The sequence below is a fragment of the Nitrospirota bacterium genome (assembly GCA_016214855.1).
GTDB lineage: Bacteria > Nitrospirota > Thermodesulfovibrionia > Thermodesulfovibrionales > UBA6898 > UBA6898.
This window is the reverse complement of the sequence record JACRMT010000006.1, coordinates 70,409-96,515: the sequence shown is the minus strand read 5'-3', so window position 1 is coordinate 96,515 and position 26,107 is coordinate 70,409. Positions and strand designations below refer to the sequence as shown.

The following is a 26,107-nucleotide window of genomic DNA, read 5'->3' as shown; positions in this document are numbered from 1 at the left end:
TGGTCGTTATGTTTGCGTCAGTCGACAAATAATACCCGCCACTGAACCCCTGCGACATTCCAATCCCCTGGTTTTTTACCACACTATTAATCGTGATCGTCTGGCCTGAACCTCCACTGACTGGCCCGGATACTGATGTCACCACCAGGTCCGCTCCCGGTGTGACCGTTATCTGGTTGCCCGCAAGAGAATTGTTCGTCTCGTTTGACTCCTGCACTACTCCTGCAGAGTCTGCTATCGCTCCAATGTAATATGTGCCGCTTGCTATACTTGCCGGTATCGTAACAGTCGTGCTTATTGCACTTACCCCATTTGCTGCAAGCGAGGCCGTTCGAGTGCCTATCAGGATATCTCCGGTCGTGATAGCGGGATCAGTCGAAAGATAGATGCCAATACTGAAGTTCCCTGACGCCGCCCCTCCCTGGTTCTGTACCGTATTGGACACACTGATACTCTGCAGGGTAATGGCGCTTGTCGGCCCTGATACTGATGTCACCACCAGATCAGGATATGTCATCGCAAACGTCACGGCTACTGCACAATCAACAATGATCGACCCAGTGGTATAGGTACTGTCGGTCAGCGTTCCACCACAACCCGTAACCGATTTGATGCGGTAACCCGAATTCTCTAAAATATTGAACGTTATAGTTTCGTTTTCATTTACAGTCTGGGGAGTAGAAGGGCTTATGCTGCCCCCGGCAGAGGATGATCCGGAATACACAAGATGATATTTCTGAATCCTCTCATTCCCAGTATCAGCAACATAGATATTGCCTTGAGCATCCGAGGCAACTCCATAGGGACCGGAAAACTGTCCATCTCCAGTTCCATTCGACCCCCACTGGGTCACATAATTACCGGTTGAATCAAATTTCTGGATGCGGCTGTTGCCTGTATCAGCAACATAGATATTACCCTGGGCATCTACTGCCACGCCAATAGGCGCAGACAATTGTCCAACACCTGTTCCGTAAAAGCCCCATTGACTCACGTAATTACCGTTTGAATCGAATTTCTGAATGCGGCTGTTGCCCGTATCAGCAACATAGATATTCCCCTGGGTATCTACTGCAATGCCCTCCGGGGATACAAACTGACCATCTCCATTACCATTAGACCCCCACTGACTTATGTAATTACCGTTTGAACCAAACTTCTGGATGCGGCTGTTCCATGTATCAGCAACATAGATATTACCCTGGGCATCTGCTGCAATGCCCTCCGGAAATTCAAACTGGCCGTTGCTTGATCCTTCAGAACCCCATTGACTCACGTAATTACCGTTTGAATCAAACTTCTGGATGCGGTTATTGTAAGTGTCAGCAACATAGATATTTCCCTGAGTATCGAGTGCTAATCCATATGGATACATAAACTGGCCATTGCCTGACCCTCCAGAGCCCCATTGACTCACGTAATTACCGTTTGAATCAAACTTCTGGATGCGAGCATTACCTGAATCTGCAACATAGATATTGTTTTGAGCATCTACAGCAACAGAATATGGCCCGCCGAACTGTCCATTATTAAGACCAAAAGACCCCCATTTGGAATCAAAGTGATAGAAGCTCGGTTCGCCCTCAATCCCTGCCGATGGGGTGACTGTGAAAGCTCTGACAAAAATAACAATGATCGTATGATTCGTAGTGACATTACTGAAAGTGTAAGTTAATACTGCACCAACCGATACGCCGTCCACTAATACATCGGCAATATGGTATCCAGTATTCGCTGTGATCATGAAGGTCTGGTTGCCTCCTTCATTCACGGGCACGGCACCGGAAGGAGAAATAGTTCCATTAGAGCCTGCTGATGCGGTGATAACATGTGGAACATTAATGTCAGCGACTACTCCATTTGAAATTACTGATAGCTGGTTCGATGTCGTTGCAGTTATAAATATGCTCGTATATCCATTGATTAAGCCCGGAGTTGCAGTCACAGTGAGCGAAATTGTTGAAATTTCTCCAGGAGAAAGAGTCACTTGTGTCAAACTCGGAACAACTATGAAATCTGAATAATTCGAATTTGTTACCGAAATATTGAAAGTTTCATTCCCACAGGCTGGGGAGTTTTCGTTTGATAACGTTAAGTTATATACAACATTCCCACCGTCATTTCTTATAGTCTGGAAAGATGGCGTGATCGAAACAGATGGAGCATTTGTACAGACTGTTGGGACATAAGGAGAAACTATAGCAAACGATTGAGAAAAGCCACCCGATATAGATGCGACATTTGTGAGGCCGCTTATTGTTATGGGGTTCAATTTATTAATCTGTGTCCCATCGCCAAGTTGCCCGTAGCTGTTCAAGCCCCAAGTCTTAACGTAACCATTATTTTTCACAGCAATGACAAAATTATCCCCTGCTGAAATCGCAAAGATGTTTGATATATCACCAATAGCCTGAGGGTATACTCTGCCATACGTGGTGCCGTCGCCGAGTTGTCCATAGCTATTCATCCCCCAAGTCCAGACTCTGCCGTCGTTAGTAAGTGCAACCGTGTGATTGCCACCTGCAGCAATAGCTATGACGTTTGACAGTCCGACAACCCGAACAGGCGTTTGAGAATCAGTCACCGTGCCGTCCCCCAATTGTCCGTAAGAATTATCCCCCCACGCCCAGACCGAATCGTCGGCCGCCAGAGCAACAGTATGTCGCGAGCCTGCTGCGACATCAATAATATTTGATAAACCACTTACTTGGACAGGCAATAACTGTTGATCGTTTGAGCCGATACCCAATTGTCCATAAGAATTATCCCCCCACGCCCAGACCGAGCCATCGGCTTTGACTGCAAAACTCTGCAAATATCCTGCCTGAATGGACACTACATTTGACAACGTATATATTTGAAAAGGCGTATGTCTCTGGACGGTAGTTCCGTCACCTAATTGGCCAGAGGAATTACCACCCCAGGTCCAGACTGTCCCGTCACCTCTAAGAGCCATGCTGTGAGATGTTCCGGCTGCAACGTCAGCAATATTCTCAAGACCGTTTATTTGCATTGAAGTTGATCGGCTTGATGTTGTTCCGTCTCCAAGTTGGCCTAAGGAATTACCACCCCACGACCACACAAATCCATCGTTTGTCAACCCGAGCGTGTGCGTTGCTCCCGATGCTGAAGAAACTACTTGAGATAGACCATTCACCCGAACAGGAGCATATCTGCTTATTGTTGTACCGTCACCTAATTCGCCATCGCCGTTATATCCCCAGGCCCATAGTTCGCCACCGGTGATCGTATAAGTTTCCGTCTTAACAGATTCAACGTTGCCGGCAACATCTACAGAGAAAAACTTTAGAGTGAGCGGCTTGCTCACATTAACAGTTGAACAGGTGGGAGATAATATGGTTGGTGTCGTCCCATCCTTGGTACAGTGGATTGTGCCATGCTCACTATTTGAAAGTTTGACTTTTTGTGCTGCAGCATACGTGCCTCCCGGAGGGAAAGCAGATGTAATTGGAGCTGCTACGTCAATAATAGTGAGTGAAAGTTCTTTTATAACTGATCCTGAAGGATTTTTTGAATCATTGATTTGTACTGTAAAATTATAATCTCCTCCTGTTGTCGGAATTCCGGAAAGTAAACCTGATGAACTTAGCCCCATACCATCCGGCAGGTTACCTGACAGGATGGTCCAACTGTAAGGAGGCAATCCTCCTGCAGCCTCCAATGCTTGATTATATGAAGCATTAATTTCATCTGAAGGCAGAGGAGAAGAAGCAGTTATAGCCAAGGGCTCATAAATGGAGAGTGAAAGTTCTTGTATTGCAACGCTTGCTGTCGGCTGCTGAGAGTCGCCTATCTGCACAGTGAAAGTAGTTGTCCCGGTAGCTGCAGGAATGCCCGATATGACGCCGGTTTGGCTATCTAAATTCAACCCAGCAGGTAAGGTCGAGGATTGTGATAGAGACCACGCATATGGCTGTACTCCACCGGCCCCTAAGAGGATGTGACTGTAGTGTGTATTGACTGTTGCAAAAGGCAAGGGGGATTGAGTTCCGACGAACAAATCATTATCTACCAATATTGACAAATTCTTTGTCGATGAATTGTTCCTTGCATCCTGAACTTGAACAGTAAATGTGAACGTTCCTGATGCAGTCGGTGTTCCTGAAATTATCCCCGATGTTGGCTCAAAATTAAGGCCAGGGGGAAGGGAGGCGCCCTGCACTATTGACCACGTATATGGTTGATATCCGCCTGAGGCGGCCAGTGCGCTGCTATAAAAATAATTAAGGGTGGCATCAGAGAGCGCCGCAATATTAATGCCCAGAACTGGTGGAGTGAGAGCAAAGGCGCTCTGTCCAGCAGCCAAAATTTTTATTGCGTTATTTACTTCAGTAACGTGAGTCGGCAACAATCTCAATACTGTTGTACCGTCACCTATTTGCCCTTCGTAATTAACGCCCCAGGTCCAGACCGAACCATCTGATTTTGCTGCAATATTTAGATGGCCTCCTGCATCAATTGTTGCTACATTGGTGAGTCCAGATGTTTGAACCGGGATCAAGGCAAAATTTTGCGTACCATCTCCCAGCTGTCCAATAATATTATCCCCCCATGCCCATACAGTGCCGTCACTTCTTAGCGCCAGGCTGTGATAGGAGCCCCCTGCAACTTTAATTACGCTGCCAATTTCGATTACCTGAACAGGGGCCGTTCTATTATTAAACTGTGAACCGTCGCCCAGTTGTCCTCTATCATTATTCCCCCATGCCCAGACAGTTTCATCGTTCTTAACCACCAGACTATGAAAACCTCCGGCTGCGATTGCTTTAACATCAGAAAGCCCATAAACTTGAACCGGCGTTAGCCTGTTCAAGGTACTTCCGTCACCGAGTTGGCCGTAGTTGTTATAACCCCATGTCCAGACTGTTCCGTCATTTTTCAGCGCCAGATTGTGATATTGACCTGAAGCTATTGCAATGACACCTGAAAGGCCGCTTATTTGAACAGGAGATGGCCTTTCAATGGTAGTTCCATCTCCCAACTGCCCATAATTATTGTGCCCCCAGGTCCAGAGGGACCCATCGTCTCCAATTGCCAAACTGTAATCACTACCGGCTGCAATGGCAACAGCAGTTGGCAGTTCTATTACTTGACCGGGAGAGGCCACAAAAGATTTAAAGTCTGACCTTCCATTCCCGAGCTGTCCGAAATGATTATATCCCCAAGACCAGACGCTGCCATCATTCCTCAAAGCCAGAGTGTGAGAACCGCTGCTCTTTATTTCAATAACATCCGTCAACCCGTTAACCGGAACTGGGGTGTAACTGCTTATGGCAGTTCCATCGCCGAAATTACCGTATGAATTATTTCCCCATGCCCAGATCCAGGGCTGCCCCATGCTGCTTATATTGACAATCTCAGAGCCTGCCGGAGAAGAAAAGGCAAGAGAAGAATAGTCATCTTGAGGAGTCCATTCTGCAGTGAATATGCCGTCTCCGGCCACAAGATCGGGGGAATTTCCGTTATCGAACAGATCTACCCCCTGGCCGGCTGATGGGACAACGGTAACTTTATCGCCAACAGAATGGTTACAGTTGATGCTCAAGGCCGATAGGGTTGTGGCCTTGTCTATTTGAGCGTATCTGGGATATTTCAAGGCGGAGAATACAGGACGATCAGTGCATGTTAGTGAACCGTAGGCATTGATCCGCTTGCCCGTTATGGTCTTGCCATTAAGAGATACCAAGTCATCCCCGCCTGAAAGAATTAGGTTCTTTATATCTCGCCAATCATAATCAAGGTTGCCTGACTTGATCAAGGCGGCAAGTCCGGTAACATAAGGAGCTGAAAAAGATGTGCCTTGTGCTGGTCCATAGCCGCCATCGCTGACTGTTGTGTAAACAAGGTCTCCAGGTGCTGCAACATGAACAGTATGTTGTCCATAATCAGAAAAATACGTCATGTTGTCATTGTGATCTGTTGCCGCCACAGAAATTACGTTGGGCAGATCTATGTTGGCTGGATAAAGCGGAAAATAATCATTATCTAAACCATCACCTCCATTCTGATAGCCGCCATTGCCGGCAGCGGCAATAAAAAGAATACCTGCAGTCATTTGATCTTTGATTGCAGCATAAAGAGCTTGAGAGTAAGAAGTCGCAAAGCTATTGTTTGTTGCTACGATATTGACACCTCTTGATTTTAGGGTGCGGTAATAGTTCAGGCAATCTATCACTGAAACAATCGTGCCGGTCGCCATGAAGTTGCAATCTATCATTTTGACATCCCAATTGACGCCCACTACTCCCAAGCCATTGTTGCCATAGGCTCCGATTATGCCTGCTGCCCCGGTTCCATGTGGCCCGTCAAATAAAAGGTTCGAGATTCCATATATATCGTCAATATAGCCATTCCCGTCATCATCAATACCCGATACTCCGTTTAATTCACTCTGGTTTACCCACATATTATCCACGAGGTCGGGATGGTCACGATAAATGCCGGTATCATTGACTCCGACAACTACATCGCTACTTCCGGTTGTAATACTCCATGCTTCCGGCATACCGATATCTGCGCCAGGCGTACCGCCTGTCTGGCCGTAATTATATAGAGACCACATCGAGCTGAAATAGGGGTCATATGGGAACTGCATGGGGACACTGAGCGGAAAGATTCTGTAATTCGGCTCTGCATATTCGACCGTCGGATCAGCTTGGTAACGATGAATCGCCTCTTCAACGGTCATGCCATCGCGTATTTTGATATGCTCTATCTTAAGTCTTGTAAATTCTTTTAGTTTCTTTGCGCCGTGCTTGCCGTGTTTATCATTTTTCTTTTTTTCACTAACCCCTTCCCTGAATTTAACCAGGATCTCCCCGTCTTTATACTTATGCTCCTTCGTCTTTTCAATGGCCTGGACCTGATCGCCCCCGCCTCCATCAACTCCCATAACTGCCGGGCTATAACCCGAGAAAAGGAAAACGAACAGCACTGAAAAAAGAACGACCCTCATTAATCCTGATTTCATGACCCTACCCCCATAGATTTAATTGATTCTTCCTTCGTTTGTGACATTTATTCTTTCTATACTCATTTCTGAATTTTCACATTGTAGTCAGGCTCTGCGTATTCGATATTCGGGTCTGCCCTGTACAAACGGAGTGCTTCGTCTACGCTTAAGCCCTTTTTCAGACTGACGTGCTGGACCTGTATCGAGCGGAATTCTTTAATAACTTCCGAGCCTATCATCTCATGGATTTTATTTTTTATTTCCTCAGGTGTCCCTGCTTTGAATTTGACAAGGAGTTCGCCTTCTCTATAGGAGGTTGCGCCTGCCTCGACCTGGGCCATATCAAGGGCATAGGCTGGCATGGTCAGAAGCAGCGTGATAATGCAGACGGGAAAAAAAGAAATGCAGTCGCCATAGACGAATCCGATATTTTTTTTCATTATCCCCCCAAGGATGCGATGCGTGCTGTTCTTTGTGCTTTTTCTAAAAAAGACTACCGGAGAATAAAGACGTTGTCAAGAAATATTTGCGGCGGCGCAGAGAACAAACGGGAGGAACTACTGGACGATCTTGAGGCAGATGTCTGCTGCGGTCACGGAATGAGTCAAGGCTCTGATGGAAATTTCGGTGTCAAACTCTACGTCATCTTTTTCCCCATTAAGCGCCCTTGATCTGACATTCACGTGAAATCTATGCGCTTACTTTATCTCTCAGTTTTGACGGCGTATGTCTTATGCCCAGCAATCCGTCAATGGCCAAATCCTCATCTATCAAAGGCCAATGAATGCCATAACCAGACGGTGATATCTCATATTTTTCTCTTTCAATACGGGACGCAGCAGCCAGTCTCCTGGAAATCTCATCTATCCTGAAACGGTGCTTTTTCCCGTCAATCTGTATAATCATCATATCGTCCTGAAAATCTATTTCTTCAATATGATGAATTTTTCTCATTGACTTAACTCCTTTTGAAATTTATCCCATTCTTTCTCTATAAATTCAAAATATTCAAAAATTATCTTCTTGACGTTTCGTTTATCGGTACTGTTCATATTATATGCGTAGGCCTCTTCCAGCGCAAAGTTCTTTCTGTCCAGCCAGTATTTGCATTCCATATCCCCCTTCTTGCAGTGAACGTGAATCGGTTCTGTTCCCTCGTTGGCATAAAAGAAAAATCTCCAGCCGATTATGAACAAGATGGTCGGCATATCTATGGGATCACAACATTACTGGACGATCTTGAGGCTGATATCTGCCGCGGTCACGGAGTGGGTCAAGGCGCCGACAGATATCATGTCAACGCCGGTCTCGGCAATCTCACGAACATTTTCGAGCGTTACATTTCCTGAAGCTTCAAGTGCCACCCGGCCGTTGACTATCTTCACGGCCTCGCTCATGTCAGCTATCGACATATTGTCGAGCATAATGATATCCGCTTTTGCCTCGAGGGCTTCCTCAAGGTCCCTGAAATTCTCGACCTCCACCTCGATCCTGGCGAGATGATGGCCCGCCTTCGCAAGGCTGACCGCTTCCTGTATCCCGCCGACTGCTTCAATATGATTGTCCTTGATCAGAATGCCGTCGAAAAGACCGAAGCGGTGGTTCACACCGCCGCCCATGCGGACAGCATATTTTTCCATGAACCGGTGGCAAGGGGTCGTCTTTCTGGTGTCAAGGATCTTCGCTCTCGTTCCGGCGACTGCATCAACGAACTGGGCTGTCAGGGTAGCGATACCGGAAAGATGCTGAAGGATGTTCAGGCTCGTCCGCTCACCGGCAAGGAGCAGTCTCGTCTTCCCGGTAACTTCGCCCAGCACATCTCCCCTGCGGACCTTGGCGCCCTCTGCAAGAAATGTCTTGAACGATACGGTCTTGTCCAGAATTTGAAACACCTCCCTGCTGAACGGGAAGCCTGCAAGCACAAAGTTCCCTTTTGCGATAAACAGGGCCCTGGCTTCGCTCTCTTCAGGGATGATCAGGGATGAAGTGATGTCGCCATGACCGATGTCCTCTTCGATCGCATGCCGCAGGAGCTGGGTAATGCTTGCCGGCATATCCATTATGACCCTGCTCCTTTCAGGTCAGGCCCTTTATCACCCTGAAGGGCGAGCATCTTCTGAAGGTTCTCTTTGACGAGCTCCATTTTTCTCATGCAGTCATCATATTTTTCTTTTTCTTTGGCAACGATCTCCTTCGGTGCCCGTTTGACAAAGTCCTCATTGTTAAGCTTTTTGCCGAGGAAACTTGCGGTCTCGTCAAGCTTCTCCATCTCTTTATTGATCCGTTCTATCTCAAGATCGAGATCAAGCAGCCCCTCAAGAGGAACATATACCTCGACATGGGTCCTGACCGCCACAGAAGAGCCCTTCGGTTTTTCGACATCAGCGCCGATCTTCTGAATATCCGCACGGCTCAGTTTCTTCAGAAAAAGCATATTCTCTGCAAGAATATCTTTTGCATGGACGGTATGGGTCTTCACGACCGCCTTCAACTCAAGCGAAGGCGATAGGGTAAGTTCACCCCGGATCGTCCTGATCGCCATGACCGTCTCCATGATGACTTCCATCTGCTCCTCAGCAGAAACATCTCTGGGCATGTCCCTCGGATAGGACGTCTTCATTATGCTCTCGCCTTCATGAGGCATGGTCTGCCAGATCTCTTCCGTAACATAGGGCATGAAGGGATGGAGCAGCCTGAGCGTATTCTCCAGGACATACAGGAGACACTCTTTCACGGTCTCCCTGCTTTCATCCTCGCCGTAGAGCACAGGTTTTACCATCTCGATATACCAGTCGCAGAGTTCATGCCAGACGAATGAATACATACTGCCTGCCGCATCATTGAACCGGTATTCCTCAAGAGCCGTATGCACATCCTGAGCTGCTGCAGAAAGTCTGGACACGATCCATCTGCTGCCCAAATCAAGACGCTCCATGTCAGGAGCTGCAGGCAGGTTAATGCCCTCTGTATTTGAGAGGATAAAACGCGAAGCATTCCAGAGCTTGTTCACAAAGTGGCGGTATCCCTCCACCCTCTCCTCCGAGAACTTCACGTCACGTCCCTGCGCTGCAAACACCGCAAGCGTGAATCTGAAGGCATCAGTGCCGTATTTATCCATCATCACCAGGGGATCGATCACATTGCCCTTTGATTTGGACATCTTCTGGCCGGACGCGTCCCTCACCAGTGCATGAATGTACACGTCCCTGAACGGGACCTCTTTCATGAAATGGATGCCCATCATCATCATGCGTGCTACCCAGAAGAAGATGATATCGAATCCGGTCACCAGCACAGCCGTGGGATAGTATTTCTTCAGTTCAGGGGTGGTGTCGGGCCATCCCAGGGTCGAGAAAGGCCAGAGCGCCGAGGAGAACCAGGTGTCAAGGACATCCTCCTCCTGCCTGAGCCTGATATTGCCGCATTTACTGCACTGCTCAGGCTCTCTGCGGCTGACCATCACTTCACCGCAATCGCAGTACCAGGCCGGGATCCTGTGGCCCCACCAGATCTGCCGGGATATGCACCAGTCCCTGATATTCTCCATCCAGGCAAAATAGGTATTCTCCCAGGATTTCGGCACAAAATTCGTCTTGCCGGTGCGCACCGCATCCATCGCCTTCTCTGCAAGAGGGCCCACCTTCACATACCACTGGAGAGCGGGCAGCGGCTCGATAACTGTTTTACAGCGATAGCACTGACTGATGGCATGCGTGTAGGTATCCTGTTTTTCGATCAGGTCCATCTCCTGGAGATCTTTCACGACCGCTTTCCTGCAGGTGTACCGGTCCATCCCGCTGTACTTCTTCCCGGCTTCTGCGGTCATGGTCCCGTCAAGAGCGATGACCGTGATGAACGGCAGCACCGGTGACTGTCTCTTTGCCGTGGCCTCGTCATTAAAGTCATGCGAAGGCGTTACCTTTACCGCGCCTGTCCCAAAAGCCGGATCGACAGAAGCATCTGCAATAATGGGGATCTTTCTGTTAGTAAGCGGAAGGTCTATGGTCTTGCCGATAACATCCTGGTACCGCTCATCATCCGGATTCACGGCAACCGCCGTATCTCCCAGCATGGTCTCGGGACGTGTGGTGGCAACAATGATATGGCCGCTTTTGTCAGTAAAGGGATATTTGATATGGGTGAGCTTTCCGTCAACGTCCTCGTGCTCCACCTCAATATCAGAAAGAGCGGTATGGCACCTGGGGCACCAGTTGATCAAACGATTATCGCGATAGATAAGCCCCTGCTCATGGAGAGTAACAAAGACCTCGACAACCGCCTTTGAAAGACCCTCGTCAAGCGTAAAGCGCTCCCTTGACCAGTCGCAGGACGATCCGAGCCTCTTAAGCTGATTGATGATCCTGCCGCCGTATTCGCCCTTCCAGGTCCAGACCCGTTCGATGAACGCATCCCTGCCAAGCTGATGGCGGTCGACCTTCTCTGCAGCCAACTGACGTTCGACGACATTCTGCGTTGCTATGCCGGCATGGTCCATGCCAGGCACCCAGAGCACATTGAAACCGCTCATACGCTTCCAGCGGATAAGAATGTCCTGAAGGGTCGCATTCAGGGCATGACCCATATGAAGCGTGCCCGTCACATTGGGAGGCGGGATAACGATCGTAAATGGTTCGCCCGATGCGTTCGGATCAGCAGTGAACAGGTCCCTGCTTGTCCAGAACTCATACCATTTCTTTTCCGTTATTTCGGGGTTATAACTTTTTTCTAATTCTGCCATACCAAAGAAAAGCGGGGATTCGGTTTTGCCGCTTCCCCGCCCTATTCCTATAAATGTTGTACCTTAGAATTCAGACTTGATCTTTTCGATCTCTTTCGAGATCATCGTACTTGCCAGATCAGGCACGGTTTCCCAGATAACCTTCTCCACTTCAGAGGTAAGAGAGGCTATGGAACCCTTGAGAACTTCCTTCAGCAGCTTTTCGGCAAGTTCCGGAGCGATCTCCCAGATGACCTTTTCAACTGACTCCTTCATAGCCGGGGTAAGCGCTGCCAGCATGGCAGCCTTGATATCGAGCGATGACAAAAAGGCGGTCACGCTCGCATTCACGGTCTTTTCAAAGACAGCCAGCATCTCTGCCTTCGAGGGAACAACGACTTCCGGCATCACGAACTCGCGGGCCATCTGAGGCCTTGCAGCTTCGGCAATAACGGCAGCCGGAGCTGCTGCTGCCGGGGCCTCTTCAATTTCGGGGATCATGGTCTCTTCTTCGATCTCGAACGTCTCTTCCAACCCTTCAATCCCTGCCTCGACCGCCTCTTCTGCCTCCGGCACTGCCTCTGCGCTGACAGCCTCAGGGATCTCCGGGACCTCTTCCATTGACCAGAGATCCTCTTCCGCTTCGGCAACACTGACAGCCTCCTCAGCCTCCTCGGTCAGAACGAACACATCCTCTCCAGCCTCTGCCACGGTCTCTTCTGCTGCAACGAGCTCTTCTGCACCGGCAGAGCTCATGGTCAGGACAGAATTGATCTTGCTGATCAGTTCCTGTGATTCAAAAGGTTTGATGACAGAATCGTCCGCATGGATCTGGGCTGCAAGCTCTTCGTCGATCGGTTCAAATGCGCCGGCAAGAAGAATAACGGGGATATGGGCAGTAGCCGGATTTTTCTTTATCCTGTCGCAAAGCTGATACCCGTTCACTTTGGGCATCTCTATATCAGCAAGTACAAGGTCAGGCTGGAAACTTTCGAGGAGATTCAGTGCGTCCTCGCCATTGCTCACGGACTTTATCTCAAAATCTTCCTCAGCGAGGACCAGTTCCACAACCTTCTGTATGGTTATGCTGTCATCCGCGAGTAATAGCTTGCGAGCCATTCTTCACCTCTATTAAAGTATTTTGACAAATTTTAGTGCTAAGTGCTGAAATTGTCAAGACTTTTTATCAATTTACAGCTGTCAGGAAAGGGGCTGAACCAACGGTTCAACAGGAAGAGACACCTCAACCGCCCCCGCTGAAACCACCCGAAGGCATTGAAGAAGAATGGCTGCTTCCTGAACCTGATGAACAGCAGAACGAAGACATTCTCTTCTTCACCTTGTCCGAACCGCACTTTGGACATTTTGTCTCATTCTTTCCACAGGTTATGCTCTGCAGAACAGAGAATATCTCTTTGCAGGTCATGCAGTCATATTCATATATAGGCATCATTACCTCCTAAAAATAACTGGTATCTTATCTATTAATACTAATAATTAAGAGATCTTCAAGTCAATTCAGCGACGAGCTTTGACCCGCAGCACATCAGACGGACCTTTCACAACGTTACCAATATTGTTTAATAAAACGGGTTTACATCATGCCTGCGCCTGCTATAATGGAAGCATGAAAGAGGCCATGGTTTACGAAAAACTGGAAAAGGAAGACGTAAGATGTCATCTCTGCTGTCATAATTGTCTTATCCACCATGACAAGCGGGGATTATGCGCTGTCAGGGAAAACCAGCATGGCACGCTCTACAGTCTTGTGTACGGCAAGGTCATCTCAATGAACATCGACCCCATAGAAAAAAAGCCTCTTTTTCACTTTCTGCCCGGCAGCAGATCCCTCTCAATAGCAACCGTCGGCTGTAATTTCAGATGCAAGCACTGCCAGAACTATGAAATATCCCAATATCCCCATGAAGAGAAGTTCGAAATACCCGGAAAGGATATGACGCCGGAAGAGATCGTGAAAGCAGCTCTCGAACATGGCTGCAAGAGCATCTCCTACACGTACACCGAGCCGACGATCTTCTTTGAGTTCGCCTATGCGTGTGCACAGCTGGCCCGCTCAAAAGGCCTCAGAAATGTCTTTGTGTCAAACGGATACACAGGGCCTGAGGCGACAAGGCTCATGGCGCCCGTTCTTGATGCAAACAACATCGACCTGAAAGGCAGCGATGCTTTTTACCGCACTGTCTGCGGGGCAAGGCTCCAGCCTGTTCAGGAGACCATCAGGCTCATAAAGGAACTGGGCGTATGGGTCGAGGTTACGACACTCATCATTCCTGACCTCAATGATTCAGAAAAAGATCTTACCGATATAGCGGAATTCATCGTGTCGGTTGATCCCGGCATACCTTGGCATGTAAGCCAATTTCATCCCACGTACAAGCTGATGGATAAGCCGAGGACGCCTGTTGCCACTCTCCGAAAAGCAAGGGAGATCGGATCCAGGGCCGGCCTGAAGTACGTGTATGAAGGAAACGTTCCCGGCGAGGGGGGAGAGAATACGTACTGCCCCTCCTGCAGGAAACTGCTGATCAGGCGTTTCGGATACAGCATTCAGGAAAACGGTCTCAAGGGCAGGAACTGTCCTGACTGCAGAGCTCCTATTGACGGCATTTGGGGAGATGAAGCGACATGATGACCGCATCTTCGACCGGATGCGTGTAATAGGCCTTTCTTGCCGAGAGGATCCTGAAACCCGCCTTCTCATACATCCTGAGCGCAGCCTCGTTCGATAATCTCACCTCAAGAAAGATTATCAGGCAGCCTTCTTTCCCGAGCAGATCGGTCATATGCTGAACCAGCTGCGATGCTATGCCCTGTCTCCGGTGATCAGGATGAGCGGTCACATTCAGGATGTGCCCCTCATCAAGCAGATAGTTGGCACAGATATAACCGACGATCTTCTCTCCGAGCAGAGCCGCCTTTGGCAGCGACCCGGGCTTGAATATCTCATTCATGAAAAGTATCTCTGACCAGGGCGTGGTAAAAGAAGCCTTCTCTATTGCAAGAACTTCCGGAACATCCTCAGGCCTGAGGTCCCGGATCAGGAACTCCTTTACCGCTTTTGAGACCACTTCACCTCCGCCTCTGACTTCCTGATATAAAACGGCTCCGCAGACGAGGCATCAGTGAATTCTCCCTGAAGCGCCTTTTCAAGGCCGAGCATGGCAACATCTGCCGGGGACGGCACCATCTTTTCGAGAGGTGCGAAGACTGCACGTTCTCCGAGCACTGCACAGAGCCTTTCACGGTACACCACTGCTCCCTCGCCCGCAAGAATAACAGGGCTCTCCACATCCCGGAACAGGTCCTCCGGAGCAGCAGAGACCTCATCAAGAAGCTTCACGAAACCTCTGTCCCACTGGAAGACCGCAGCATATACTTCGCCCCTGCGCGCATCGAGCATGACACAGACAGGATATTTCGAGAAGGGAAAGCTCCGCGCAAAGGCCTCGAGCGTCGGAACCATGACCAGCGGTTTGCCGGTTGCATAGCAGAGTCCCTTGGCTGTGCCGAGCCCGATCCGCAGTCCGGTGAATGAGCCAGGACCTGAGGCAACAGCAAAAACATCAATATCGCCAAGCGCCATTGCAGAATGCCTCAGCTGCTCGTCAATGGTCGCCATCAACCGTTCAGAATGCGTGGACTTCACATTCAGCCTCGTCTCGGCAATCAGCCCCTTTTCGTCAGCAATGGCAACGCCGCCGAGCATGGTCGAGGTCTCAATAGCAAGGATCTTCACGGAGGGTATTATATCCGATTACGCCGCATCAGGTGTCTCTTCGCAAATACTGCAGCAGCGATCAGACAGACAACGCCGGCTATCGTCACCGCACGCGGCGTTCCTGTGCGGTCTGCGATCATGCCCATGATCGCATTGCCGATCGGGACCGTACCAAGAAAGACCAGGGAATAGAGAGACATGACCCTTCCCCTGAGCTCATCCGGAACCGTGATCTGGATAAAACTGTTCGCAACAGCAAGATAGCTCACCATTCCCCAGCCTGCCGCCATAATGACCAGCAGCGAGAGCCAGAGTATGCTCGACAGGGAAAAGAGAAAGAGCGCTGCCGCAAACGTAAGCGCGGCAAGAGACATAAAGCGTGCTTTATCTTTTATGTCTCTGCGCGCAGCAATAAGAAGTGCTGCGGTCAGAGCGCCGATACCTGATGCGCCGACCAAAAATCCGAGCCCCTTTGGCCCCGCATGGAATACCTCGGCTGCAAAGATCGGAAGAAGGCTGATGTACGGCAGTCCTATGACGCTGAACACAGCGATCAGCAGAAAAACATGCTTCATCTCCCTGTTTGCCCTGACAAAGACGAGCCCTTTATAAAAGTCCCTGAGCATGCCCTCAGACCTTCCTCTTATCTCTCCTCTTGTCTCGATGCGGTACAGAGCAACGATCACCGCTACAAAGCTGAGCGCATTCAGATAGAAGCACGCCGGAATGCCTAAATAGGCTATGGCAACACCGGCGATCACAGGGCCGGTTATGCGCGCTCCGTTAAAGGCTGCCGAATTCAGGGCAATGGCATTTGCAATATGTCCCTTGCCGACCATCTCTGCAAGAAAAGACTGGCGCACCGGAATATCCAGGGCATTGATCGTACCCAGAAAGGCAGCCAATCCGGCAACATGCCAGACCGTCACGGTGCCTCTGCTGGTCAGAAAGCCGAGAAGGACTGCTGGTATGATCGAAAGCGCCTGGGTGAATAAGAGGAGATTGCGCTTAGGATACCGGTCTGCGATCAGACCGCCGAAGAGCGTAAAGAGCAGTATCGGCAAGGCATTGGCTGCTGCAACCATGCCGAGGTGAAGGGGTGACTTTGTGAGGCTGTACACGAGCCAGCCCTGCGCAACAGTCTGCATCCAGCTCCCGGACAGGGATATGATCTGTCCGAACCAGAAGAGCCTGAAGTCCCTGAACGAGAAGGCTGAAAATCTGCCTGAATCTTCCATGGGTTAGTATGCTTTCATGTTATGGAGCGCCAATTGGCTAAATGACAGTTTCGAAATAGAAATCAGATCGAATAAATCTCCCCTCGCCCCTCTTTGCCAAAGAGGGGATTTATTTCTCCCTTTAACAAAGGGAGGATAGGAGGGATTGTTGTAGTTGAATGTCCTCATACCGATAAACTCCTTCGTAACTGGCGCAGCCAAATTATTCTGTCGCAGGACTGCCAAAGAAATGCCTGAAGAAAAACGCGCCGCAAAAGAGAAAGACATTGACCATCACGATCGTGGCGCCAGCAGGCAGGTTCAGGGCAAAAGAAATGCAGACCCCGGACAGAAGGGAAAAAAGCGATGCGATCGATGCCATGATAATGGCATTCCTGAATCCCCGTGCATTCTGAAAGGCCGTGACTGCAGGCAGGACAAGAAGCGCAGAGGTGAGCATAATGCCGACAACCTTCATCGTAAGGACAACCGTAACTGCGGTGAGTACCATCAGCACGGCATTGATACGGTCAACCGGTATGCCTGATGCACGCGCAAAATCCTCATCGAACGTAATAGAAAAGATCTCGTCAAAGAAGAAATAGATAGCTGCGAGCACCGTGACGGATATGACCACTGCCGCACCAACCTCAAGCGTGCTGATCGAGAGGATATTGCCGAACAGATAACTGAACAGGTCCACGTTAAAGCCCCCGGCAATGCTGGCAAGCAGTATGCCGATCGCAATACCGATCGAGGAGACGACCGCAATGGCAGCATCACCGAATACCCGCGCCTTTTCCATCATCTTGAGTATGCCGAATGAGCTCACCACAACGATCGGCAGGGAGACTGCAAGGGGATAGAAGTTCAGCGCCATGGCAAGGGCAACACCGCCGAAGGTGACATGGGAAAGGCCGTCGCCGATCATCGAGAGTCTTCGCAGCACCAGGATCACGCCAAGCACTGCGCAGAGCACGGATATGAGCGAACCGGCAATAAGCGCCCGCTGGATAAACCCATAGTCTAAAAATTCGCTGATATTCAATCTCCGTTCCTTTCCGTCAATGTTTATGACAGATAATATGCTGCGATGCAGAGCCGAAGAATTTCGCCATATTCTCGGAAAGGCAGAACTCATCAAATCCGCCGAAGAAAATAACCTTCTTGTCGAGATACATCAGCTTTGACGCATACTGACCGACGCCGCCGATATCGTGGGTAACAAGAATGACCGTGACATTCTTCTTCTCGTTCAACTCATGGAGGAGTTCAAAAAAACTTTCCCGCACCTCAGGGTCAAGCGCGCTTGTCGGCTCATCAAGGATAAGAAGATCCGGTGCGTTCACCAATGCCCTGGCGATAAATACCCTCTGCTGCTGACCGCCGGAAAGCTCTCCTATCAGCCGGTTTCTGAGCCCTTTCAGATCAAAGAGTTCGATCGCCTTCTCTATTTCTTCGCTGCCGGAATTTTTACCGGCTCTTTTGTTCGCTATCATGCCCTGGGAGATTACCTCAATCACGGTTGTCGGGAAACGGGGATTGAAAAACTCCATTCTCTGGGGCAGATACCCAACCCTCTCCCTCTTCTTCATATCTGCCGGTGCTGAGCCAAAAAGGAAACTATCTCCCTGCGAAGCTCTGATCAGGCCGAGCATGCATTTGATAAGCGTTGACTTGCCTGACCCGTTCGGGCCGACAAGGCCGACATAGTCGCCCTGCAGGATGCTGAAATTCACTCCTGACAGCACCTGCCGCCCGTGAAATTCAACACTCAGGTCTCTGGCCTCGACAATGCTTGCTAATAAGTGCATTGGTTATTTGCCATTCCAAAAAATCTCCCCACACCCCTCTTTGCCAAAGAGGGGCTCGATACCTCCCTTTGCCAAAGGCCTGTCCCCGGATGGGGAGAGGATAGGAGGGATTTCATGAATAAATCTTTTCATATTTAAAACACCTTAATTTGGGCATTGGAGTCCTGTCCTCAGATTATCGAGATTCCGTTCCATCAGTTCAATAAATGTTCTTTTGGCATTGAACTCTTCTTTCGAAATATTGTGGCTGCCATGGAGTTTGAGCAGTGTTGCATTGGTCTCCTTTGCGATCGTGTCTGCTATCCTTGGACTAAGGAGCTCCTCATAGAAAAGATGCTTCAGTCCCTCCCTGCGGAGCGTATTGCTGATATCAGCAAGATTTCTCGCCGTCGGCTCTGCATCAGGAGAAAAACCGTAGGCTGACCGGTATCGCAGCCCGTACCGGTTGGCAAGGTACCCGAAGGTATAGTGGCCGCCGTTGATAAAGATCTTTTTTGGGCAGTTCGCAAGACTTTTTTGATAAGTTCTGTCCAGGGCTTCGAGCCTTGCCTTATACGCCGCTGCGTTTTTCTGATAACCGTCTCTGTTTGCCGGATCTCTCGCGATGAATGCGGCTGCAATATTATCAACCATCTTTTGGGCATTGCTGAAATCGAGCCAAATATGCGGGTCTGCACCATGAACCTCGTGCTCTTTGAGACCTTCCTTCTGTCCGGGCTTATTGTGTTGATGTTTATTATTTCCTTCAGCGCCGTCAATGCTGCTGTCTATAAATTTAACGCCCCTGCTCGCATCAACAACAGAAAGCCCTCTGCTCTCTGTCCCCTTCAGCAGCTTTTCTGCCCAGGGCTCCATGAACCTGTTCGTATAGATAAAGATGTCAGCATGGTTAAGCATCATAATATCAGCAGGCTTGGGCTCAAAGCTGTGTGGTTCAGCGCCGGGCGGCAGAAGAAGCTTCACATCAGCGCGGTCACCTGCGATATTCTTTGCGAAATCATAAAGCGGAAACAGAGTGGCAACAACTATAAGTTTTCCAGACCTGCCCGTGCTTTGGGAATCCTTTGATCTAGTACATCCGGATGACAAAGAAACAGACAGCAAAATCATAAAGAAGATGAAAATATTCGTTCCAAAATCCCTCCTCACCTCTCCCCATTCGGGGACAGGCCTTTGTTGATCAACAGTAGGTGCCTTAGGCAAGGGAGGAAAAATACCCCACTTTGGAAAAGGGGGGCGTGGGGGGATTTGTACGAATGAGCAACAAGCGCTATTATCAACACAATGACATCCTAAACACATAATTGAATCAGCCATGTGCTGGAACCTGTGCCGTCAGGCATCTGCTGCAGAGGCCGTTGATCTGGAGGATATGCGAAAGAATCTTTCCTTTCATGCCTTTGACCACGAGGGTTTCTATCTCTTTTTCAGCGCAGAAATGAAGGTCCTCAACCTTATTGCAGGAAACGCAGATAAAGTGATGGTGATGTTCTTCATTCCTGCAGAGGTAATAGTAGAGTTTTCGATCCGGATGGAGCACGCGGGATATGATATTGCCTTCATGCAGTTCTTCGAGAATGCGGTACACGGTCGGAAGGCCGATGCTCTTGAACCTCTTCTGCATCATCTTCCAGATCGCCTCAGGGCTCAGGTACACCTTTTCGTCATCAAGGATCTCCAGGAGCGCGATCCTCTTCGGCGTTGATTTCAGACTGAGGCCCTTCAATAATGGCTGAAAATCAGGTTTCATGACTCTCTTTCGTAAATAGAAACTGTTTCTATTTAACGCAGAAGGGAAGGAGAAGTCAAGAAAGGAGACGGTGGCAATGGAAGGCTATCGTCGGCGCTGTTGAAAAATCTGGAGAATCAACCATGAATCTGTTGAAGGTCTATGGGGTCAGACTTGCTTATTGACATTCGCCCTCACTGTCAGACGTTTCACGACATCACCATCATGCCACATATGAAAATGAACGCACTTCTTTTTCCTGAAGCTGCTCACGAGTGACTTCCATATCATAGCGTGCAGGTTCATGCTTCAAACTCGTGTCTATGCGGCCCTTTTAAGGCTGATACGCATCCCGGCCTTTGTTGCAAGCGATATGAGCATTTCCAGGCTGAACTTCTCCCATTTCCCTCTTATTAAATCAGAGACCCGGGACTGACTGACACCAAAAATCTCAGCTGCCTTTGCCTGCGTAAGTTTTTTGTTTTTGATGAACTTCCGAAGATCAGTCATGATTTCGGCACGCATCTGAAGAATTGCGGCTTCCTCAGGGGGAAAACCGAGATCAAGGAATACGTTGCCGGAAGATTTGATAATGGGTTCTTTCATGACACTATCCTCCTATTCATTTGAATCGTTTACGCGCTAATTCAGCCTCACCCTGATTAACTTCAAAACTATTTCACTCAAAGCCATGCGCGTTCAATCTATTTCACGGCTTCGGAGGAAAGTGCCGCCTCGCCAGTCCGCGACTCAATGTAAATAATCATCGCCGTGTATAGTGTTGCAAACTAAAATGGATCAAGCCGCTCTATATTGCCTGATGCCGGCAAGCACCTCTGACATATTTTCCCTTGCTACAGACAGATCATAGTCCAACTGCAAACGTTCCCAAAAACCGTCAGATAAACCAAAAAAACGGGACAACCTCAATCCGGTATCCGTAGTGATGGCGCGCTTCCCGGCAACGATCTCACCGATCCGCCGCTGCGGTACACCAATCTCCTTTGCAAGCCTGTATTGTGTAAGCCCCATGGGTTTTAAAAATTCCTCAAGCAGAATCTCTCCTGGTCTGGGATGTGGAACCTGTCTTTTCCTCATATTGGCCTCCTGATCCTCTTAGTGATAATCAACAATCTCAACGTCAATGGCATTTCCGCCTTCAAACCTGAAGCAAACCCGCCACTGGTCATTTATTCGAATGCTCCATTGCCCTTTTCGCTTGCCACCTAAAGCCTCAAGCCTATTGCCCGGCGGCACTTTCAGGTCTTCTATTTTGGCAGCAACATTCAGTATGGCCAGTTTCCTCATAGCCGCAGTCTCAATACTTGAAAACCTTGCAATGCGTGCACCCATATACAGGCTCTCAGTGTTCCTGCATTTGAATGATACGATCATGACTAAAGATAACGCATTGCGTTAGTATTGTCAAGCGTTGCTATTAACAGAAGCTTCACTCATGCCCCTCAGTAAAGCGCTTACGAATAACCTCGTTAACAAAATCAATCGATTCCGGCACCTTGAATTTTCCCTTTGCAACCGCTATCCGCATATCGACAGGAGAGCTTTTAGAGATACAAGGCGGGCAACAGGTTTGCCATTACGGGTGATGACAACTCCCTGTTCGCGGCCGCTTTCGATGGATTCGATCAGTTTGGAAAGCTTTGCTTTCGCCTCGAATATATTTACCGGATGCATGATGCACCTCCGCAATCACTTAGCAATGTCAGTTTGGCAGATTTAAGGCGTCATTACAGCTAATCAGCACGATCTCCGGCGTGACACAACAGATCGCTTACCGGTATTGTACACTTTGAGTCTCCCGACAGGTCAGCGCGGAACATTACTGTTGTGGAATAATAGCCCGGAACGTTAAAATAGCAGCACTTCGTTATTACCCTTTGGAGGTTTTCATGGTCGTCGGCAAGCCGTTTCTCACTGTAGAACAGATACAGAGCAAGAACAGGGAACTCGCAGAAAGGATATCGGCCGATTATAAAGGCAAAGATCTTCTGGCCGTCGGCATTCTTAAAGGCGCGTTCATCTTTTTCAGCGATCTGGTGAGGCTTATCCAGATTCCGCTCACCATCGATTTTATCGTAGCATCCAGCTATCTGAAGTCAGAGACCTCAGGAGAGATCAAGCTGCATTATGACATCCGGGAGGAGATTGCTGACAAGGACGTACTGCTTATTGAAGATATCATCGACACCGGTATCTCCATGAATTACATCAGGGAGCGGATCCTGAACAGGGAACCCCGGAGCCTGAAGATCTGCACGTTCCTCGACAAAAAAGAGCGCAGAGAGGTGGACGTGCCCCTGGACTATGTCGGCTTCGAGATACCGAACGAATTCGTCGTGGGCTACGGCCTTGACTACGACAACCAGTACCGCAACCTTCCCTACGTATCCATATTCAAAAAAACCACCTGAGCTATTCGGAGGACTATAATGTTTGAACTGTCAGTAGAAGTTTCTTTTTCTGCAGCGCACCAGCTGAGGGAATATAAAGGCAAATGCGAGAACATGCACGGCCATAACTGGAAGGTACAGGTCAGTGTCATGGCCGAGACCCTGAATGAGATCGATCTTGCCATAGATTTTCATGACCTCAAGAGAATGGCCAAAGAGGTGATAGCACCCCTTGACCATGCATATCTGAACGACATTTTCCCCTTTACCGAGAAGAACCCCTCGTCAGAGAACATGGCGAAATGGATCTTTGACAGCATGAAGAAGAAGATCACGGATGAACGTGTCAGGGTCTCTGCGGTTTCGGTCTGGGAGTCGGACACAGCCTCAGCCACGTATTATGAGTCCTGATCCCGGCTTTGCCGCGGATATGCTTGGCAAAGCTCTCAAATCGGGGGCTGACCAGGCAGAGGTATTCTATAAGTCCTACCGGAACATTGCCGTTGAAGTAAAAAACCAGGCTGTCGAATCTCTTTCTTCCTCGTTCAGTTCCGGCTATTCCGTGAGGGTCATCAGGAACAATTGCCTCGGTTTCTCCTACGCCACGGATCTCTGCGAATCTGACGAGGTCATTGCACGCGCCATGGACGCCTGCAGATCTGTGGACGAGGACCGTTTTCATTGCCTTCCCTCTCCATCGTCGCCAGGTGCGGTCGATACTTATGATGATGCCATCCGCGACCTGAAAGAAGATGATGCGATCACCCTGGCAATGCGGATCGAACGTGCTGCGTACGATACTGACAGCAGGATCAAAAGGATCAGAAAGCCGTCGGCATCCTTTACTGTGGCAGAGACGGTCATCGCAAACTCCCTTGGGGTAAAGGCCCGATACCAGTCAACCTCATGTTCAGCACAGGTCACTGCGATAGCAGAAGCCGGCAAGGAGAGTCAGACAGGGTGGGACTATACGGGCTCCCGTTTTCTGAAGGACATCTCTTTCGAAGACGTCGGCCGGGCAGCAGCAACATCAGCTCTCCGCCTGCTCGGATCGCGGAAGATACAGGGCGGAAAGACCACGGTTATTCTGGATCATGCTGTTGCCAATGATTTTCTTGGCGTTTTTGCGTCGTCACTTTCCTCGGACGCTGTTCAAAAAGGCAAGTCACTCCTTGCAGGCAGACTGAATACGCAGATAATCAGTCCAAAGATCTCGATCACGGACAGCGGCCTTCTGCCCGGCAGACTGGGCAGCAAGCCTCTTGACGACGAGGGCGTTGCCACGCAGTCCAAGACGCTGATCAGGGAAGGCATGCTTTGCTCCTATCTCTTTAACACCTATACGGCACGGAAGGGGAATGCCGTCTCGACCGGCAATGCGCTGCGGGGCGGTCATGCATCCCTTCCTTCAGTCGGCATCACAAATCTGTACCTTGAGCCTGCATCCCCTGCTGACTGCATTCCGGTGCAGGATCTTTTTAAGGCAGTGGGCAGAGGACTTTATGTTGTCGATGCAATGGGCATCCATATGGTAAACCCCATTTCCGGGGACTTCTCGATCGGCGTCTCAGGGCTCTGGATCGAGCAGGGAGAGGTTGCATTCCCGGTCAAGGAAGCGCTCATATCCGGTAACCTGCTCGACTTTTTCAGAAAGGTCTCTGCTGTGGGCGATGATATGAAGTTCTACGGAAGTCTTGGCTCGCCAAGTTTGATCATCCCGGACATTGATGTAAGCGCCTGAACCGGTCACTCATGTACGGATACGCATCCAAAAGCCTGAAAATAGACCTTTCCGCAAGAAAGACCGAGATCATAGATACGCCCCTTGATCTCATAGAACGCTATATCGGCGGCCGGGGCATGGGCGTGGCGCTGTTGGGCAAAAGGATCACGCTGGCCCATGACGCTCCCGGCATGCCGCTCATCTTTGCATCCGGCCCGCTTGTGGCAACAGACGCCCCGACATCCGGAAGGTCTTCGGTCATATCGCGTTCTCCTCTCACCGGTACGATATTCGACTGCTCGGTCGGCGGCAAGTTCGGCACAGAACTGAAGCGTGCAGGCTTTGATCTTATCGAGATAACCGGCAAAGCTGACAGATGGACCATGATCTCGATCGACGACCAGAGCGTCGTCATTGATGATGCCGGGCACCTTGCAGGCAAAAATGTAGAGGAAGCGAGAACGCTGATCGATACCCGCGGCTCTGACGCGGTGATCGGCATCGCAGGAGAACATCAGTCAGCCTTCTCCTCGATCGTTTTTGATGGTCATTACCTCGCCGGCAGAGGCGGCCTCGGCGCAGTCATGGGCGCAAAAAAACTCAAGGCAATCAAGGTGAAGGGGAGCAGCTCATTCGACATCTTCGACCCTGCTGCACTCAAGGCAAGCCGCGAAGAGATCATGCGGCTGCTCAGGGCATCCCAGGCAGTCTTTGGCGAGCTCGGCATCTCGGAGTTCGGCACTGCTGCCCTTGTTGACCTTATCCATAGCCGCAGGATGGAGCCTACGAATAACTTCAGACAGACGTTCTATTCAGGGTCAACAGCATATTCCGGGTATAACCTGAAGAACCGCTACAAAGCTAAAAAGACCGGCTGCATGGGCTGTCCTATCCTCTGCAAGAAAATAGGCATGAACGGAGAGGTGATGCCTGAATATGAGACTGTTTCTCACTTCGGCGCGCTGAATGACAATAATGATGCTGCCGTGATCGTTGAAGCGAACAGACTCTGCAATGATTACGGTCTCGACACCATCACCACTGCGGCGACCATCTCCTGCTTTGCAGAGATCGAGGGAAGAAAGCTGAACCCTGATGAACTCCCTGAGCTCATTCGCGAGATCGGGGGGATGACGACAGAACGGGGCAGGATGCTGTCTTACGGTTCCCTGCGGTATGCTGCGGCAGCCGGAAAACCGGAAGCAAGCATGTCTGTTAAGGGCCTTGAATTGCCTGCGTACGACCCTCGCGGAGCATACGGCATGGCACTCGCGTATGCGACATCGAACCGCGGCGGCTGCCATCTGCGTGCATATCCCATAAGCCACGAAATATTGAGAAAACCTGTTGCCACAGACCGGTTCTCCTTTGAGGGCAAGGCCCGGATCATCAAGATAGCAGAGGACATGAACGCGGTCATTGATTCGCTTACGGCCTGCAAGTTCGTCTTCTTTGCAGCATCACTTGAGGAATATGCCAGGGCTGTCTCGGCAGTGACCGGTAAGCCCCATGATACCCAATCCCTGCTCAGAACGGGTGAGCGCATCTATGTGCTCGAACGTTTTCTGAACTCGCTGAACAATATCACGGGCGCTGACGATGACCTTCCGGCGAGGTTCTTTACCGAGGAAGGGACATCCTCAGAGAATATAAAGGTCAGTCCGCTGAACAGAGATGAATTCCTGACCGCACGAGGCAATTACTACAAGATCAGAGGATATGATGAAAGAGGTGTTCCAACACGGGCACTCATGGAACGATTGGGATTGGGAGAGTATCTGTAG

At 49.7% G+C, this 26,107-nt stretch carries 24 protein-coding genes and 6 pseudogenes; 5 read left to right on the top strand and 25 right to left on the bottom strand.

All coding sequences use genetic code 11. The annotated features are described in order from the left end of the window. The 14 genes and pseudogenes from HZB62_07930 to HZB62_07865 all read right to left on the bottom strand — a co-directional run. The coding region (locus HZB62_07930; GenBank protein ID MBI5075074.1) for a peptidase at positions 1–517 on the bottom strand (517 nt) is incomplete at its 3' end. A 438-nt stretch (positions 518–955) separates the two neighbouring features. Next, positions 956–1,744: pseudogene (locus HZB62_07925) on the bottom strand (6-bladed beta-propeller). A 453-nt stretch (positions 1,745–2,197) separates the two neighbouring features. Further along, positions 2,198–3,358, bottom strand: a pseudogene (locus HZB62_07920) (RCC1 repeat-containing protein). Positions 3,359–3,532: 174 nt separating this feature from the next. Further along, positions 3,533–3,616 (bottom strand): annotated as a pseudogene (locus HZB62_07915) (hypothetical protein). A gap of 186 nt (positions 3,617–3,802) precedes the next feature. Continuing rightward, a pseudogene (locus HZB62_07910) lies at positions 3,803–4,186 on the bottom strand (putative Ig domain-containing protein). A 264-nt stretch (positions 4,187–4,450) separates the two neighbouring features. After that, positions 4,451–5,359 (bottom strand): annotated as a pseudogene (locus HZB62_07905) (RCC1 repeat-containing protein). A 6-nt stretch (positions 5,360–5,365) separates the two neighbouring features. Further along, positions 5,366–6,991, bottom strand: a pseudogene (locus HZB62_07900) (S8 family serine peptidase). A gap of 62 nt (positions 6,992–7,053) precedes the next feature. Continuing rightward, complete coding sequence (locus HZB62_07895) at positions 7,054–7,413, bottom strand: hypothetical protein (GenBank protein MBI5075073.1); 360 nt, start codon at positions 7,411–7,413, stop codon at positions 7,054–7,056. Positions 7,414–7,663: 250 nt separating this feature from the next. Further along, complete coding sequence (locus HZB62_07890) at positions 7,664–7,927, bottom strand: DUF2442 domain-containing protein (GenBank protein MBI5075072.1); 264 nt, start codon at positions 7,925–7,927, stop codon at positions 7,664–7,666. Beyond that, complete coding sequence (locus HZB62_07885; GenBank protein MBI5075071.1) at positions 7,924–8,181, bottom strand: DUF4160 domain-containing protein; 258 nt, start codon at positions 8,179–8,181, stop codon at positions 7,924–7,926. Before HZB62_07885 ends, HZB62_07890 begins: the two co-directional genes overlap by 4 nt. Before the next feature lie 18 nt (positions 8,182–8,199). Continuing rightward, positions 8,200–9,033 (bottom strand): carboxylating nicotinate-nucleotide diphosphorylase, encoded by an 834-nt coding sequence (nadC, locus tag HZB62_07880; protein ID MBI5075070.1) that lies wholly within the window; start codon positions 9,031–9,033, stop codon positions 8,200–8,202. Next, the gene (locus tag HZB62_07875; GenBank protein ID MBI5075069.1) at positions 9,033–11,711 is read right to left on the bottom strand and encodes a valine--tRNA ligase; all 2,679 of its coding nucleotides are present in this window, start codon (positions 11,709–11,711) and stop codon (positions 9,033–9,035) included. The genes nadC and HZB62_07875 overlap by 1 nt, the downstream gene beginning before the upstream one ends. Before the next feature lie 63 nt (positions 11,712–11,774). Continuing rightward, positions 11,775–12,809 (bottom strand): response regulator, encoded by a 1,035-nt coding sequence (locus tag HZB62_07870; GenBank protein MBI5075068.1) that lies wholly within the window; start codon positions 12,807–12,809, stop codon positions 11,775–11,777. A gap of 124 nt (positions 12,810–12,933) precedes the next feature. After that, positions 12,934–13,140 carry a zinc ribbon domain-containing protein gene (locus HZB62_07865; protein ID MBI5075067.1) on the bottom strand — a complete coding sequence of 69 codons (207 nt, stop codon included), beginning with the start codon at positions 13,138–13,140 and terminating at the stop codon, positions 12,934–12,936. A 177-nt stretch (positions 13,141–13,317) separates the two neighbouring features. Between HZB62_07865 and amrS the strand changes: the two genes are divergently transcribed. Further along, positions 13,318–14,340, top strand: coding sequence for an AmmeMemoRadiSam system radical SAM enzyme (gene amrS, locus HZB62_07860; protein ID MBI5075066.1), 1,023 nt, complete (start codon positions 13,318–13,320; stop codon positions 14,338–14,340). Here amrS and rimI read toward each other — a convergent pair. The 11 genes from rimI to HZB62_07805 all read right to left on the bottom strand — a co-directional run bounded on the left by rimI (position 14,306) and on the right by HZB62_07805 (position 21,884). Further along, positions 14,306–14,779: a ribosomal protein S18-alanine N-acetyltransferase gene (gene rimI / locus HZB62_07855; GenBank protein MBI5075065.1), complete on the bottom strand. Its 474-nt coding sequence runs from the start codon at positions 14,777–14,779 to the stop codon at positions 14,306–14,308. The two genes, amrS and rimI, sit on opposite strands and share 35 nt — an antisense overlap. Then, on the bottom strand, positions 14,761–15,447 hold the full coding sequence (tsaB, locus tag HZB62_07850) for a tRNA (adenosine(37)-N6)-threonylcarbamoyltransferase complex dimerization subunit type 1 TsaB (protein MBI5075064.1): 687 nt from the start codon (positions 15,445–15,447) through the stop codon (positions 14,761–14,763). Before tsaB ends, rimI begins: the two co-directional genes overlap by 19 nt. A gap of 8 nt (positions 15,448–15,455) precedes the next feature. Then, a complete protein-coding gene (locus tag HZB62_07845; GenBank protein ID MBI5075063.1) occupies positions 15,456–16,667 on the bottom strand; it encodes an MFS transporter in 1,212 nt (403 codons plus the stop codon). Between the two features lie 202 nt (positions 16,668–16,869). Next, entirely contained in the window at positions 16,870–17,694 is an 825-nt protein-coding gene (locus HZB62_07840) for a metal ABC transporter permease (protein ID MBI5075062.1), read from the bottom strand. A gap of 16 nt (positions 17,695–17,710) precedes the next feature. After that, positions 17,711–18,460 (bottom strand): metal ABC transporter ATP-binding protein, encoded by a 750-nt coding sequence (locus tag HZB62_07835; GenBank protein ID MBI5075061.1) that lies wholly within the window; start codon positions 18,458–18,460, stop codon positions 17,711–17,713. A gap of 144 nt (positions 18,461–18,604) precedes the next feature. After that, complete coding sequence (locus tag HZB62_07830) at positions 18,605–19,570, bottom strand: zinc ABC transporter substrate-binding protein (protein ID MBI5075060.1); 966 nt, start codon at positions 19,568–19,570, stop codon at positions 18,605–18,607. A 199-nt stretch (positions 19,571–19,769) separates the two neighbouring features. Further along, complete coding sequence (locus tag HZB62_07825) at positions 19,770–20,210, bottom strand: transcriptional repressor (protein ID MBI5075059.1); 441 nt, start codon at positions 20,208–20,210, stop codon at positions 19,770–19,772. Between the two features lie 300 nt (positions 20,211–20,510). Beyond that, positions 20,511–20,795: an XRE family transcriptional regulator gene (locus HZB62_07820; GenBank protein MBI5075058.1), complete on the bottom strand. Its 285-nt coding sequence runs from the start codon at positions 20,793–20,795 to the stop codon at positions 20,511–20,513. Positions 20,796–20,987: 192 nt separating this feature from the next. Beyond that, a complete protein-coding gene (locus tag HZB62_07815) occupies positions 20,988–21,287 on the bottom strand; it encodes a HigA family addiction module antidote protein (GenBank protein ID MBI5075057.1) in 300 nt (99 codons plus the stop codon). A gap of 18 nt (positions 21,288–21,305) precedes the next feature. Then, positions 21,306–21,584, bottom strand: coding sequence for a type II toxin-antitoxin system RelE/ParE family toxin (locus HZB62_07810; GenBank protein ID MBI5075056.1), 279 nt, complete (start codon positions 21,582–21,584; stop codon positions 21,306–21,308). A gap of 144 nt (positions 21,585–21,728) precedes the next feature. Then, positions 21,729–21,884 (bottom strand): type II toxin-antitoxin system prevent-host-death family antitoxin, encoded by a 156-nt coding sequence (locus HZB62_07805; GenBank protein ID MBI5075055.1) that lies wholly within the window; start codon positions 21,882–21,884, stop codon positions 21,729–21,731. 215 nt (positions 21,885–22,099) lie between these two features. Between HZB62_07805 and hpt the strand changes: the two genes are divergently transcribed. Genes hpt through HZB62_07785 form a run of 4 tightly spaced genes read left to right on the top strand, consistent with a single transcriptional unit; the run spans position 22,100 to position 26,107 of the window. Continuing rightward, positions 22,100–22,621: a hypoxanthine phosphoribosyltransferase gene (gene hpt, locus HZB62_07800; protein MBI5075054.1), complete on the top strand. Its 522-nt coding sequence runs from the start codon at positions 22,100–22,102 to the stop codon at positions 22,619–22,621. An 18-nt stretch (positions 22,622–22,639) separates the two neighbouring features. Beyond that, a complete protein-coding gene (queD, locus tag HZB62_07795) occupies positions 22,640–23,011 on the top strand; it encodes a 6-carboxytetrahydropterin synthase QueD (protein ID MBI5075053.1) in 372 nt (123 codons plus the stop codon). Beyond that, complete coding sequence (locus tag HZB62_07790; GenBank protein ID MBI5075052.1) at positions 23,001–24,341, top strand: TldD/PmbA family protein; 1,341 nt, start codon at positions 23,001–23,003, stop codon at positions 24,339–24,341. Before queD ends, HZB62_07790 begins: the two co-directional genes overlap by 11 nt. An 11-nt stretch (positions 24,342–24,352) precedes the next feature. Then, positions 24,353–26,107: an aldehyde ferredoxin oxidoreductase family protein gene (locus tag HZB62_07785; GenBank protein MBI5075051.1), complete on the top strand. Its 1,755-nt coding sequence runs from the start codon at positions 24,353–24,355 to the stop codon at positions 26,105–26,107.

What these genes read in the sequence shown, in the direction of transcription:
- HZB62_07870 (MBI5075068.1), bottom strand. Translation starts at nt 12,809, where the DNA reads ATGGCTCGCAAGCTATTACTCGCGGATGACAGCATAACCATACAGAAG.
- HZB62_07790 (MBI5075052.1), top strand. Translation starts at nt 23,001, where the DNA reads ATGAGTCCTGATCCCGGCTTTGCCGCGGATATGCTTGGCAAAGCTCTC.
- HZB62_07805 (MBI5075055.1), bottom strand. Translation starts at nt 21,884, where the DNA reads ATGCATCCGGTAAATATATTCGAGGCGAAAGCAAAGCTTTCCAAACTG.
- nadC (MBI5075070.1), bottom strand. Translation starts at nt 9,033, where the DNA reads ATGGATATGCCGGCAAGCATTACCCAGCTCCTGCGGCATGCGATCGAA.
- amrS (MBI5075066.1), top strand. Translation starts at nt 13,318, where the DNA reads ATGAAAGAGGCCATGGTTTACGAAAAACTGGAAAAGGAAGACGTAAGA.
- HZB62_07815 (MBI5075057.1), bottom strand. Translation starts at nt 21,287, where the DNA reads ATGAGGAAAAGACAGGTTCCACATCCCAGACCAGGAGAGATTCTGCTT.
- HZB62_07830 (MBI5075060.1), bottom strand. Translation starts at nt 19,570, where the DNA reads ATGATTTTGCTGTCTGTTTCTTTGTCATCCGGATGTACTAGATCAAAG.
- HZB62_07885 (MBI5075071.1), bottom strand. Translation starts at nt 8,181, where the DNA reads ATGCCGACCATCTTGTTCATAATCGGCTGGAGATTTTTCTTTTATGCC.
- HZB62_07875 (MBI5075069.1), bottom strand. Translation starts at nt 11,711, where the DNA reads ATGGCAGAATTAGAAAAAAGTTATAACCCCGAAATAACGGAAAAGAAA.
- HZB62_07825 (MBI5075059.1), bottom strand. Translation starts at nt 20,210, where the DNA reads ATGAAACCTGATTTTCAGCCATTATTGAAGGGCCTCAGTCTGAAATCA.
- HZB62_07785 (MBI5075051.1), top strand. Translation starts at nt 24,353, where the DNA reads ATGTACGGATACGCATCCAAAAGCCTGAAAATAGACCTTTCCGCAAGA.
- HZB62_07845 (MBI5075063.1), bottom strand. Translation starts at nt 16,667, where the DNA reads ATGGAAGATTCAGGCAGATTTTCAGCCTTCTCGTTCAGGGACTTCAGG.
- HZB62_07895 (MBI5075073.1), bottom strand. Translation starts at nt 7,413, where the DNA reads ATGAAAAAAAATATCGGATTCGTCTATGGCGACTGCATTTCTTTTTTT.
- HZB62_07835 (MBI5075061.1), bottom strand. Translation starts at nt 18,460, where the DNA reads ATGCACTTATTAGCAAGCATTGTCGAGGCCAGAGACCTGAGTGTTGAA.
- HZB62_07820 (MBI5075058.1), bottom strand. Translation starts at nt 20,795, where the DNA reads ATGAAAGAACCCATTATCAAATCTTCCGGCAACGTATTCCTTGATCTC.
- HZB62_07810 (MBI5075056.1), bottom strand. Translation starts at nt 21,584, where the DNA reads ATGATCGTATCATTCAAATGCAGGAACACTGAGAGCCTGTATATGGGT.
- hpt (MBI5075054.1), top strand. Translation starts at nt 22,100, where the DNA reads ATGGTCGTCGGCAAGCCGTTTCTCACTGTAGAACAGATACAGAGCAAG.
- queD (MBI5075053.1), top strand. Translation starts at nt 22,640, where the DNA reads ATGTTTGAACTGTCAGTAGAAGTTTCTTTTTCTGCAGCGCACCAGCTG.
- HZB62_07890 (MBI5075072.1), bottom strand. Translation starts at nt 7,927, where the DNA reads ATGAGAAAAATTCATCATATTGAAGAAATAGATTTTCAGGACGATATG.
- HZB62_07865 (MBI5075067.1), bottom strand. Translation starts at nt 13,140, where the DNA reads ATGCCTATATATGAATATGACTGCATGACCTGCAAAGAGATATTCTCT.